Origin of the sequence: Phycicoccus sp. 3266 (genome assembly GCF_031456495.1) — a bacterium.
In the GTDB taxonomy this organism is placed as follows: Bacteria; Actinomycetota; Actinomycetes; order Actinomycetales; family Dermatophilaceae; genus Pedococcus.
In genome coordinates this window covers 628379-641072 of record NZ_JAVDUW010000002.1, presented here as the reverse complement: position 1 = coordinate 641072, position 12694 = coordinate 628379, and the positions used below count along the sequence as shown (strand labels likewise).

Sequence of the window (12694 nt, the reverse complement as noted above, 5' to 3'; positions counted from 1 at the left end):
TGCGGTGAACCGGTCAGCGGTCAAGTGTGCCAGACGTGGCGCACCTTCTCCTAAACGGCGTCGAGGGGGGCGGCATTCCCCGCCGGGACCCGGCCGACGAGCGGCAGCCGCACCCGGATCGTCGTGCCCAGGCCCTCGACCGACTCGAGCTCGAGGTCCCCGCCGTGCCCGGCGACGATCGACCGCGCGATGGCCAGCCCGAGGCCCGTGCCGGGGATGGCCTGGTGCGTGGCGTTGCTGGCCCGGAAGAACCGCTGGAACAGGTTGGCCTGCTCCGAGGCCGGGATGCCGATGCCCGTGTCCGAGACCGTCACGACGACGCGGTCGCCGTCCGCGCCGGCCGACAGGTCGACCCGCCCACCGGACGGCGTGAACTTCACGGCGTTGGAGCCCAGGTTGATGAAGGTCCGCTCCATGTGCTGCTGGTCCACGCGCACCACCAGGCCCGGGTCGACGGGCGCGAGGCGCAGGTCGACACCGGCCGTTGCGGCGCTGGGGCGCAGCACCTCGACCACGCCTCCGAGCAGGCGGGCGACCGGCACGTCCTGCAGGCTCGGCTGGACGCCCGAGGCCTCGATCCGGTTGAGGACCAGGAGGTCCTCGATCATCCCCCGGAGCCGGACTGCGTTGCGCCGGATCGTCCCGAGGGCGTCGAGCTGGGGGCGGGTGAGGTCGCCGTAGTCGCCGTCCTCGAGCATCTCGAGGTAGCCGGCGATCGAGGTGAGCGGGGTCCGCAGCTCGTGCGACACGGTCGCGAGGAAGTCCGTCTTCTGGTTGTCGAGCTCGGTCAGGCGGGTCACCTGGTCGTCCTGCAGCTCCCGCATCCGCAGCGAGACGATGGACTGCGCGACGTACCCGGCGCACTGCTGGGCCGCCTGGATCTCGTGCCGGCGCCACCGGCGCGGGCCGTCGACCATCATCACGGACAGGATGCCGAGGCCCTGCTGGGCCACCCCGAGGGGAACCATGAGCAGGCTGCGGGCACCCGTGGCCCGGTAGAACCGCCGGGCCCTCTCCTGCTCCTGCACGACGGGCTCGAGGAAGTCCGGCACGGCGAAGAACGTGCCGGCCCTGCGCAGCTCCTCGTTGACGAGGGCGACCTCCTGCCCCAGCGACGGAGGGAGGGGCGGCAGGTCGGGCAGGTCGTACCGCCGCCACTGGGTGCGCTGGTCGATCTGGCCCGCCTCGTCGTGCGTGTAGAGCAGGACGCGGTCGGCCGCGAGGCCCTCCCCGAGCATGGCGCACACGGCATACACGGCCGAGTCGATGTCGGGGGCACCGTGCACCTCGCGCGCGACGTCGAGGGCCAGCTGGTGCAGCAGCAGGACGGAGGCCTGCTGCTCCTGCAGGACGAGGTTGGCACGGGTGAGGCCGTTGAAGTCGGCCGCCAGGCCGCGCACCTCGGCGGCGCCGGTGGTGTCGTCGGCCGCGGCGTCGCGGTCGCCGTCGCGATGGCGCGCGACGACCGCGCGCAGGCGCTCGAGGGGACGCGACACCGAGCGACGCAGGAGCATCCCCCACAGCGCCAGCAGCACGGTCGTGAGCACCACGGCCACGGCGAGCAGGACGGTGGCCGTGCCGGAGGACGACCGGACGTCCCGGCGGGCGTGGTCGCGCTCGGTCTTGAGCTCGGTGGCCAGCGCCCGGTTGCTGTCCCTCACCTCGCGGAAGGCACGGATGGCGTCGGCCTGCGTCGTGCTCGTCACCGACAGGGGCTGGTCGAGGCTGGTCTCGGCCCGTTCCGCCGCCGCGAACCATGCCTGGACCGCCGCCCGCTGCGTCGCGAGCAGGGGTGCGTAGCGGCCGCGGCGGGAGTCGTCGAGGGAGTCCGAGGCGATGGCACCGGCCACGTGGTCGAGGTCCGCGGTGACGATGCCCTCCTTGAGCCGGTAGCGGATCACCGGCACGGCGCCGTTGACCTCCTGGCTCCACCCCGCCTCCGCCTCGGTCATGTCGAGCAGCGCGGTGTTGTTGAACTCGAAGGCCGGGCCGAGCGAGAGCGTGAGGACCGAGGCGGCCTGGTTCTGGTGCACCAGCTGGGCGAAGACCAGTCCGAAGAGCACCGGCAGGACCACGAGCAGGCTCCCCGCGAGGAGGCGGACCTGCACGCCGACCGACCGGCTGGCCAGGCCCGCCCCTGCCCGGCGCCGGCCCGGACCGCCCGTCACGGGGTGTCGCCGCCCTCGAACCCCGTGCGCGTCATGACACCCCACACCTGCTTGCGTCCGCGCAGGCTGGCCCACCAGCCCTCGAGCCGCCACCACACGGTGAGCTGGCGGTACCCGACGTTCTCGAGCACCGAGGAGAGCAGGATCAGGCCCAGGTCGCCCCAGCGCTGGTGCCGGTGGAAGGCCCACTCCTCCACGGCCAGCGCGGCCAGCGTGACGAAGACGGCATACCCGTAGGCGAGCAGGAGGAAGAGGAGGGCGAAGGGCACGTCCACGACGTGCAGCCACAGCGCGAGCGGCAGGATGACGATGCCGTACGCCTCGAGCAGCGGGGCGAGCAGCTCGAACAGCCAGTAGTACGGCAGGGCGACCCAGCCGACGCGGCCGTAGCGCTTGCGCAGGAGCATCCCGCGGTAGGCCCAGAGGGTCTCCCAGAGGCCGCGGTGCCAGCGGCGACGCTGGTTGCGCATGACCCGGAAGGTCGAGGGCGCCTCGGTCCACGACACCGGCTCGGGCACGAACTGCACACGGTAGTCACGGTCCTCGTCGCGCAGGTGCCGGTGGATCCGCATGACGAGCTCGAAGTCCTCGCCGATGCTGGTGTGGTCGAGGCCGCCGACCTCGACGAGGATGTCGCGCCGGAACAGGCCGAACGCGCCGCTGATGAGGATGAGGCCACCGAGCCGCGACCAGCCCGTGCGGCCGAGCAGGAACGCCCGGAAGTACTCGACGACCTGGATCCGCGGCAGCCACGTGCGCGGCAGGGCCACCTTGACCACGCGACCGGACACGACGCGGCAGCCGTTGACGGCGCGGATGGTCCCGCCGGTCGCGACCATCCGCGTGGGGTCGTCGGAGAACGGCTGGGCGACGCGGAGCAGGGCGTCGGGCTCGAGCACCGAGTCGGCGTCGATGACGGCGACGAGCGGCTCGGTGGCCGCGTTGATGCCGGTGTTGACGGCCTCGGTCTTGCCGGAGTTCTCCTTGGTGACGACGAGCAGCCTCGTGCGCCCGTCGCGCGGCACGTAGACGCCGCGCAGGGCCGCCTCGACGTGCACGTCCTGGGGCAGCACGCGCGGGATCTGCACGAGGTCGAACGCCTCGACGAGCCGGGCCAGCGTCTGGTCGGTGCTGCCGTCGTCGACGACGACGACCTCGTGCCGCGGGTGCCGCAGCGACAGCAGCGCCTTGACCGACGTGACGATCCCGGCCTCCTCGTTGTGCGCCGGCACGAGGACGGAGACCCCGGGCGTGAGGGACCGGCCCATCGTCTGGACGCCGGCCTCGTCGCGGCGTCGCTGGGCGCGGATCTCCAGCGCGGCCAGGACGATCGTGACGAGGTAGGAGGAGTTGATGAGGACGAAGTACACGAGCACCGGGATCGTGGTGACCTCCAGCAGCCACACGACACCCGCGCGCAGCGACTCCAGGAAACCGGTCACCGGGCGCTCCCGGGCCCGTCCGTCGAGCCCTCCCCGAGGACCTCGGGCACGCCGTCGCGCAGCGCGGCGACCGTGACGGCGGAGGCGACCGGCAGGCCGCGCCGGGAGTCCCAGAGACCCTGCTGCGCGGTGTGCGCCTCCTCCTCCTCGACGGGGGCGACGGCCGCCCGGCCGCGCGGCCCGAGCTCCAGGAGGCTGCTGGCGGCGATCTCGGCCAGGCGCGGGTCCGGGTCGGAGAGCAGGGCGCTCAGGTGCGGGACCGCGGCGGGGTCTCCCAGGGCACCGAGCGCCTCGGCGCAGATGCGCCGCAGCGGCAGCGGGTGCGCCGCGCCGGTGTGCTCGGCGAGCACCTCGACGTCGTCGGCCGCGCCGATGTTGCCCAGCGCCGTCGCGCTGGTCTCGCGCACGGTGAGGTCGGGGTCGGACCGGACGAGCTCGCGCAGGGCCGGGACGCTGCGGCGGAAGCTGCCCACGCCGCTGACGTATGCCGCGACCGTGCGGGTCGTCGGGCTGTTCGACCCGAGGGCGTCCACGAGGGCCGGCGCGACGCCGACGCCGAGGCTGCTCACCGAGTCGGCACCGATGCCGGCCGGTATGCCGTGCTCGGCGCCCACCGCCGCCAGCAGCGGCGCGGCCGCGGTCGGCTCGCCGAGCTGGCCGAGTGCCTGGGCGGCGGCCACCCGGACCTCGAGCGAGGAGTCCTGCAGCGCGGTGATGAGCAGCGGCAGGGCGCTGCCGACGCGGCACAGGCCGAGCATCTGGGCGGCCCGAGCCCGCTCGCGCTCGCTGCGGCTGCGCAGGTGGTGCGGCGCCCGCTCGAGGGCACCGTGGGTCAGCAGGACCATGGACAGCTCGTCGGTCGGCGCGCCGCGCACCTTCTGCAGGAACTCGACGACCGCGTCGTCGACGACGCCGTGGACGGCGGCCGGCGCCTCCATGAGGGCCTGCAGGTGGCTGCCGTCTTCGTCCTCCCCCGCGGCCAGCGCCACGAGGTGGAGGCGGTACGGGGCGAGGGCGGCCCGGGCCGCCTGCTCACGCCTGGTGCGCAGCACCTTGGTGAGGACCACGACCACCGCCAGTGCCACGACGCCCACGAGGACGACGAGCGTCGCGACGACCAGCGTGTGCCAGCTCATCGGGCCCGGGCGAGGATCCCGTTCACGCGGTGCAGGAGCTCGCGAGGGCTGAACGGCTTGATGACGTAGTCGTCCGCCCCGACCGCGAACCCGGTGTCGACGTCGGTGTCACGCGACTTCGCCGAGAGCAGCAGGACGGGGGTGCTGGGAGTCTCGCTGTCGCGGATCTTGCGCAGGACGTCGATGCCGGACAGGCCGGGCATCATGACGTCGAGGATGACCAGGGCCGGGGCCTCCTGCTGGTAGGCCTCCCACGCGGCGAGGCCGTCGGGGACGGCCTGCACGGCGTAACCGGCCTGGCTCAGCTTGAAGTCGACGAGGTCTCGGATGTCCGGGTCGTCGTCAGCGACGAGCACCCGGGTCCCCTGTGGCGTGGTCAACGTCGGTCCTCTCTGGCTACCCGCGCATGTACGGGCTCAAATGTACGGTGCCGCACGTCACCGCGTCGGTCGGGACATGCAGGGTGGACGCATGCGCGGCGAACGGATGGCCTGCTCTGTCCGTCCGGCCACCGGGCCCCCACCGTTCGCCCGAGGGCCCGGCACCTGTTCGGTACCGGGCCCTCGGGCGGATTGCGCGCGGCCGACTCGCGTCGGCCCGCCGTGGCGCCTCAGTCGTCCTTGTCGTCGTCGATCCTGATCGAGGACGTCTGCTGGACCTGCATGAGGAACTCGATGTTGCTCTTGGTCTTCTTGATCCGGTCGATGAGCAGCTCGATGCCCTGCTGCTGGTCGAGCGCGGCGAGCACCCGGCGCAGCTTCCACATGATCTTCAGCTCCTCGGAGGAGAGCAGGATCTCCTCCTTGCGGGTGCCGGAGTTGTTCACGTCGACCGCCGGGAAGATGCGGCGGTTGGCCAGGCCGCGGTCGAGCTTGAGCTCCATGTTCCCGGTGCCCTTGAACTCCTCGAAGATCACCTCGTCCATCCGCGACCCGGTCTCGACCAGGGCGGTGGCGAGGATGGTGAGCGAGCCACCGTTCTCGATGTTGCGCGCGGCGCCGAAGAACTTCTTCGGCGGGTAGAGCGCCGCCGAGTCGACACCACCGGAGAGGATGCGCCCGCTCGCCGGGGCTGCGAGGTTGTAGGCGCGACCCAGCTTGGTGATCGAGTCGAGGAGCACGACCACGTCGTGGCCCATCTCGACGAGGCGCTTGGCCCGCTCGATCGCCAGCTCGGCGACCGTCGTGTGGTCCTCGGCCGGGCGGTCGAAGGTCGAGGAGATGACCTCGCCCTTCACCGCGCGCTGCATGTCCGTGACCTCCTCGGGACGCTCGTCGACGAGGACGACCATGAGGTGGCACTCGGGGTTGTTCGTCGTGATGGCGTTGGCGATCGCCTGCATGACCATCGTCTTGCCGGCCTTGGCCGGGGCGACGATGAGGCCGCGCTGGCCCTTGCCGATCGGGGCGACGAGGTCGATGACCCGCGTGGTCAGGATGTGCGGCTCGGTCTCGAGGCGCAGGCGCTGCTGCGGGTACAGCGGCGTCAGCTTGCCGAACTCGACCCGCTTGCGGGCGTCGTCGGGGCTCATGCCGTTGACCGTGTCGAGTCGCACGAGCGCGTTGAACTTCTGGCGCTGGCCCTGCTGGTCGTCGTGCTGCGCCTTCACCGCGCCGGTGACGGCGTCGCCCTTGCGCATGCCGTTCTTCTTGACCATGCCGAGCGGCACGTAGACGTCGTTCGCGCCGGGCAGGTAGCCGGAGGTGCGCACGAAGGCGTAGTTGTCGAGCACGTCGAGGATGCCGGCCACGGGCACGAGGACGTCGTCCTCGGTCACCTGCGGCTCGCCCTCGTAGTCACCGAAGTCCCCGCGGCCACCGCGACGCTTGTCCCGGTTGCGGTTCCGGTTGCGGTTGCGGCGACGCCCACGGCCCTCGCCGTCGTCGTCGAAGCCGCCCTGGCCCGCGTTCTGGCCACGGCCCTGCTGCCGGTTGTCGCCGTCGCGGCCGTCCGCGTCGCGGTCGTGGTCCCGACGGTTGTCGCCCTGGCGGTTGTCGGACTGGCGGTTGTCGGACTGGCGGTTGTCGGCCTGGCGGTTGTCGGCCTGGCGGTTGCCACGGGCGTCCGCGTCGCGGTCGTGGTCCCGACGGTTGTCACCCTGGCGGCTGTCGCGCGCGTCCGCGTCGCGGTCGTGGTCGCGCCGGGTGTCACCCTGGCGGCTGTCGCCCTGGCGGCCGTCACGGTTCTCGGTGCCCTCGCGGTTCCCCTGGCGGTCGCCACGCTGGTCCCCGCGCGCCGGGCCCTGGTCGCCGCGACGCTCCTCGCGGCGGTCACCACGGGCGGACTCGTCGCGGGCGGTGCGGCCCGCGCGGGTCTCCTCGCCGCGGTCGCCACGCTCGGCGCGGCGGTCGGCGCGAACTGCCTCGTCGCGGGCGGGCCGCTCGTCGCGGGTCTCGCCACCGCGGTCGGGGCGGACGGCAGCCTCGGTGCGCGCGGCGCCCTCGGCGTGGGCGGCGCCCTCGGTGCCGGGAGCACCCTCGCCGCGGCCGGCACGGCGCGGTGCACGGTCGGCGGCCGGCGTGCTGGCCGGCTCGGGCCGGGTCTCCTGACGGGCCGCGGCGCCGCCCCCGGACTGGCGGTCCTTGATCGCCGTCACGAGGTCGTTCTTGCGCATCTTCGCGGTGCCGGTGATGCCCATGCTCGCCGCGAGCCCCTGGAGCTCGGCCACCTTCATGGTGCTGAGCGCGCCGGAACGTCGCGGCTTCTCGTCCTGCGTGCTCGCAGTGTCGAGAGTGGTGGTGTCTGTCACGAAGGATCCTTCCCCCTCGTATGCGGACCAGTCAGATTCGGTCCGGTGCTTGGGTCAGAGACTGACCAGTGGGTCACATGCGGCACGACAGGGCCACGGCAGCATCGGGGCGGCCGACATGTGGTGGGTGCAGCTCACCGGGGGATGCTTCGCAAAGGGGGCATCTCGGGGAGGTGCGCACTCAATGTAACACCGTTGCCGGGGCCGTCAGTCCCGTGTCTGGGAAATCGGCCCACCGCGTGTCCGGCCCACCACCTGCGCCCCCACGGAAGGGACTCCAGGGCGGCTGACCAGCCAGTCCTCGGGCGCCTGACCCGCGGCCTCGTCGAGGTCCGCCGACCGGCCCAGGACGAGCACCGAGGGCCCGGCCCCGGAGATGACCGCGGCGTGGCCGTTGGCGCGCAGCAGGTCCACGAGCTGCATCGACGCGGCGAAGGACTCGCGGCGCGCCTCTTGGTGCAGCCACTCCCGGGTGGCCGGCAGCAGCAGTCCGGGGTCGGAGGTGAGGGCGTGCACCAGCAGGGCCGCGCGGGCCGAGTTCCGGGCCGCGTCGGCGTGCCGGACGTGCGTCGGCAGGACCGACCTGGCCGTGGCCGTGGAGAGCTGCACGCCGGGGACCAGGACGAGCACGTCGAGGTCGGGGTGCGGGCTCAGCCGCACGGTGCCCGTGTGCCCCTCCCCCTCGGACCACGACAGCGTCAGGCCTCCGAACACCGAGGCCGAGGAGTTGTCGGGATGGCCCTCGAGCCGGGCGGCGAGGTCGTTGGTGAAGGCGAGGTCCGGGTCGGGGCCGGCACCACGGCATACGTCGTGGATCGCTTGTGCGGCAACGATTCCGGTGACGATCGCGGTCGCGGAGGACCCCAGGCCGCGGCCGTGCGGGACGGAGTTGCGGCAGCGCAGGTGCAGCCCGTCCGGCGCGGCGACCCCGAGCTCGCTCCACGCCCGCAGCATGGTGCGGACCACGAGGTGCGAGGCGTCGCGCGGGACCTCGCCGGCACCCTGGCCCTCGACGTCGACCACGACGCCGGGCTCCTCTGTGACGGTCGCCGTGCACGAGTCCCAGATGCCCAGCGCCAGGCCGACGGAGTCGAAGCCCGGGCCGAGGTTGGCGCTGCTCGCCGGGACCCGCACCTCGACCGAGGCCCCCGGGGTCAGGCGGTCTGCCATCAGCCCTCGAAGCCGAGGGCGACCGCGGCCGAGTAGGCGTCGACGGGGATGCGGGTCGGCTGCACCTCCGAGCCGTCCGCCTGGCGCAGGGCCCACTGCGGGTCCTTGAGCCCGTGCCCGGTCACCGTGCACACGATGCGCGCGCCGGACGGGACCTGCCCCGCCGCGTGCACCTGCAGCAGCCCCGCGACCGAGGCGGCCGACGCCGGCTCGACGAAGATGCCCTCCTCCGCCGAGAGGATGCGGTGGGCGGCGAGGATCTGCTCGTCGGTGACCGACTCGATCCGGCCGCCTGACTCGTCACGCGCGGCCTCGGCCTGCCGCCAGGAGGCGGGGTTGCCGATGCGGATCGCGGTGGCGATGGTGTCGGGCTCGTCGACGGGGTGACCGAGGACGATGGGCGCGGCACCGGCCGCCTGGAAGCCCCACATCTGCGGCAGGTGCGTCGCCGGTCCGGGGGTCGGCGAGCCCTGGTGGTACTCGCGGTAGCCCTTCCAGTACGCGGTGATGTTGCCGGCGTTGCCGACGGGCAGGCAGTGGATGTCGGGCGCGTCGCCGAGGGCGTCGACCACCTCGAAGGACGCGGTCTTCTGCCCCTCGATGCGCGCCGGGTTGACCGAGTTGACGAGCTCGACGGGGTAGGACTCCGCGAGCTTGCGCGACACCGTGAGGCAGTCGTCGAAGTTGCCCTCGACCTGCAGCAGCGTGGCGCCGTGCGCGATGGCCTGGCTCAGCTTGCCCATGGCGATCTTGCCGTCGGGCACGAGGACCGCGCACGCCATGCCGGCCTTGACGGCGTAGGCCGCGGCGCTGGCGCTCGTGTTGCCGGTCGAGGCGCAGATGACGGCCTTGGCGCCGTGCTTGGCGGCCATCGAGATCGCCGCGGTCATGCCGCGGTCCTTGAACGAGCCCGTGGGGTTGAGCCCCTCGTACTTGACGAAGACCTCGGCCCCCACGCGCTCGCTGAGGCGCTCGGCCGGGATGAGCGGGGTGCCGCCCTCCTGGAGGGTGACCACCGGCGCGCCCTCGAGCATGGGGAGCCGGTCGGCATACTCGCGCAGGACCCCGCGCCACAGGTGTGCCATCAGGCTCCCTCCACCCGCATGACCGAGGTGACCTCGCGCACCGTCTCGAGCTCGGACAGCGCCTCCACGGTCGCCGCCAGCGCGGCATCGGGGGCGGTGTGGGTGACGACGACGAGCTGCGCCCGGGTGCTCGGCGCACCGTCGTCGCCCTGGTGCTCGACGATCCGCTGGCGGACCGTCTCGATCGACACGTCGTGCGCGGCGAAGGCGGTCGCCACCTGCGCCAGGACACCCGGCCGGTCGGCCACGTCGAGGCTGATGTGGTACCTCGTGAGGGCGCGTCCCATGGGCAGCACGGGCAGGTCCGCGTATGCCGACTCGCCCGGTCCCCGGCCGCCGCCCACGCGGTGGCGGGCCACCGCGACGACGTCGCCGAGGACGGCGCTGGCGGTCGGGTCGCCGCCCGCGCCCTTGCCGTAGAACATGAGCTGGCCGGCCGCGTCGGCCTCGACGAAGACGGCGTTGAAGGCGTCGCGCACCCCGCCGAGCGGGTGGCTGCGCGGGATCATCGCCGGGTGCACCCGGACGCTGACACCGGGGGTCGAGCGACCCTCGTCGTCGACCGTCTCGGTGCGCTCGCAGATCGCGAGCAGCTTGACGACGCAGTCCATCTCGCGAGCCGCCTGGACGTCGGCGGCTGAGACCTCGGTGATCCCCTCACGGTGCACCTGGTCGCTCGACACGCGGGTGTGGAACGCCAGGGACGCGAGGATGGCGGCCTTGGCCGCGGCGTCGAAGCCCTCGACGTCGGCGGTCGGGTCGGCCTCGGCGTAGCCGAGCGCCTGGGCCTGCTCGACGGCCTCGGCGAAGCCCTGGCCGGTCGTGTCCATCTTGTCGAGGACGTAGTTGGTGGTGCCGTTGACGATGCCGAGGACGCGGCGCACGTCGTCACCCGCGAGCGACTCGCGGATGGGGCGCAGGATCGGGATGGCGCCGGCGACGGCGGCCTCGTAGTAGAGGTCGACACCGTGCTCGGCGGCCGCGGCGTAGAGCGCCGGGCCGGCCTCGGCCAGCAGCGCCTTGTTGGCGGAGACGACAGAGGCGCCGTGCTTCATGGCCGACTCGATCAGCGACCGCGCCGGCTCGATGCCACCGATGACCTCGACGACGATGTCGGCGCGGGTGACGAGCCCCTCGGCGTCCGCCGTGAACAGGCTCGGGTCGACGGGCACGTCGGGGCGCTCCCGGCCGGGACGGCGCACGGCGATGCCGACCAGCTCGAGGGGGCGGCCCACCCGGGCCGCGAGGTCGTCGGCGTGCTCGGTGAGCATGCGCGCGACGGACGACCCGACGACACCGCAGCCCAGCAGGGCGACACGCAGCGGCGTCTGCGACTGCTGTGGCTCCTGCCCGTCGCGTCCCGCCTCGCTCACCGACCGCTCCTCGTTCAGCACCGGCTCATCCTCCCGCGGTGTCCATCCTGTGGACCGCACCGGTCCGCGATCCGGACGCCGGTGAGCCCTGTCCCGGACCCTACCGGCCGCGTGGGCCGGTCCGCCCCGGCGTCAGCCGACGTCGAGCGCGAGCAGGTCCTCGACCGTCTCGCGGCGCACCAGCACCCGGGCCACCCCGTCCCGGACGGCGAGGACCGGCGGGCGCGGGGTGTGGTTGTACTGGCTCGCCATGCTGCGGCAGTACGCCCCGGTGCCGGGCACCGCGACGAGGTCACCCGGCGCGATGTCGTCGGGCAGGTACTCGTCCATCACGACGATGTCGCCGGACTCGCAGTGCCTGCCGACGACTCGCGCCAGCCGGGGCGCGGCGTCCGAGCGGCGGCTCGCCAGGGTGCACGAGTAGTCGGCGTCGTAGAGGGCCGTGCGGATGTTGTCGCTCATCCCGCCGTCGACGCTGACGTAGGTGCGCTTCGCTCCCCCACCGAGGTCGACGTCCTTGACCGTGCCGACCTCGTAGAGGGTGAACGTGCTGGGCCCGACGATCGCGCGCCCGGGCTCGATCGAGATCCGCGGAGCGGGGGTGTCGGGGCCGCCGTCGCCGACGGACTTGAGCTCCCGGCGCACGAGGTCGGCCATCTGCTCGCCGAGGGCCGCCGGGGACATCGGGGTGTGCTCGGAGGTGTACGCGATGCCGTAGCCGCCGCCGAGGTCCATCTCGGGCAGGTGCACCCCGTGGACGTGCGCGACCTCGGCGTGCAGCCCGACGAGGCGCCGGGCGGACACCTCGAACCCGGAGGTGTCGAAGATCTGGCTGCCGATGTGGGAGTGCAGCCCCCGCAGGTCCAGGACGTCGGGCCGGGCGAGGATGCGCGCGACGGCCTCCGCCGCCTGGCCGCCCGCGAGCGAGAACCCGAACTTCTGGTCCTCGTGGGCGGTCGCGATGAACTCGTGCGTGTGCGCCTCGACGCCGACGGTCACGCGCACCATGACGGGGGCGCGCACGCCGAGGTCCGTCGCCACCTCGGCGACCCGGTCGATCTCCTCGAAGGAGTCGACGACGATGCGGCCGACGCCGTACTCGAGCGCCTGGCGGATCTCGGCGAGGCTCTTGTTGTTGCCGTGCATGCCGATCCGCTCGGCCGGGAACCCGGCCCGCTGCGCCACCGCGAGCTCACCACCGCTGCAGACGTCGAGCGACAGCCCCTCCTGCGCCACCCAGCGGGCGACCTCCGTGCACAGGAACGCCTTGCCCGCGTAGTAGACGTCGACCCCGCCGAGGTCGTCGAACGGCGCCGCGAACTCGTCGCGGAAGGCCCGCGCCCGGGCGCGGAAGTCCTCCTCGTCGACGACGTACGCCGCGGTGCCGAACTCCCGCGCGATGCTCACGACGTCGAGGCCCCCGACGGTCAGCCGGCCCTGCTCGTCACGGCCGATGGTCTGCGGCCAGAGCTGCGGCAGCAGCTCCATGACGTCGGTCGGCCAGGGCAGCCAGTGGGGCGGCCCGCCGTAGCCCTCGGCGTGGAGTGCCCCTGCCTCGTGTGCACGCATGG

General features: G+C 73.1%; 9 protein-coding genes. All 9 read right to left on the bottom strand.

Annotated features, from left to right (window positions below; translation table 11 throughout):
- Positions 1–50 precede the first annotated feature (50 nt).
- A complete protein-coding gene (locus J2X64_RS12870; protein ID WP_310154977.1) occupies positions 51–2168 on the bottom strand; it encodes an ATP-binding protein in 2118 nt (705 codons plus the stop codon).
- Positions 2165–3610: a glycosyltransferase gene (locus tag J2X64_RS12865; protein WP_310154975.1), complete on the bottom strand. Its 1446-nt coding sequence runs from the start codon at positions 3608–3610 to the stop codon at positions 2165–2167. Before J2X64_RS12865 ends, J2X64_RS12870 begins: the two co-directional genes overlap by 4 nt.
- Positions 3607–4746, bottom strand: a complete 1140-nt coding sequence (locus J2X64_RS12860; protein WP_310154972.1) for a HEAT repeat domain-containing protein — start codon at positions 4744–4746, stop codon at positions 3607–3609. The genes J2X64_RS12865 and J2X64_RS12860 overlap by 4 nt, the downstream gene beginning before the upstream one ends.
- Positions 4743–5126 (bottom strand): response regulator transcription factor, encoded by a 384-nt coding sequence (locus J2X64_RS12855; protein ID WP_310154970.1) that lies wholly within the window; start codon positions 5124–5126, stop codon positions 4743–4745. The genes J2X64_RS12860 and J2X64_RS12855 overlap by 4 nt, the downstream gene beginning before the upstream one ends.
- Before the next feature lie 230 nt (positions 5127–5356).
- A complete protein-coding gene (gene rho / locus J2X64_RS12850; RefSeq protein ID WP_310154967.1) occupies positions 5357–7495 on the bottom strand; it encodes a transcription termination factor Rho in 2139 nt (712 codons plus the stop codon).
- 207 nt (positions 7496–7702) lie between these two features.
- Positions 7703–8665, bottom strand: a complete 963-nt coding sequence (gene thrB, locus J2X64_RS12845) for a homoserine kinase (protein ID WP_310154964.1) — start codon at positions 8663–8665, stop codon at positions 7703–7705.
- A complete protein-coding gene (thrC, locus tag J2X64_RS12840) occupies positions 8665–9750 on the bottom strand; it encodes a threonine synthase (protein ID WP_310154961.1) in 1086 nt (361 codons plus the stop codon). The genes thrB and thrC overlap by 1 nt, the downstream gene beginning before the upstream one ends.
- Complete coding sequence (locus J2X64_RS12835) at positions 9750–11123, bottom strand: homoserine dehydrogenase (protein WP_310155872.1); 1374 nt, start codon at positions 11121–11123, stop codon at positions 9750–9752. Before J2X64_RS12835 ends, thrC begins: the two co-directional genes overlap by 1 nt.
- Positions 11124–11255: 132 nt before the next feature.
- Complete coding sequence (lysA, locus tag J2X64_RS12830) at positions 11256–12692, bottom strand: diaminopimelate decarboxylase (protein ID WP_310154958.1); 1437 nt, start codon at positions 12690–12692, stop codon at positions 11256–11258.
- Positions 12693–12694 lie beyond the last annotated feature (2 nt).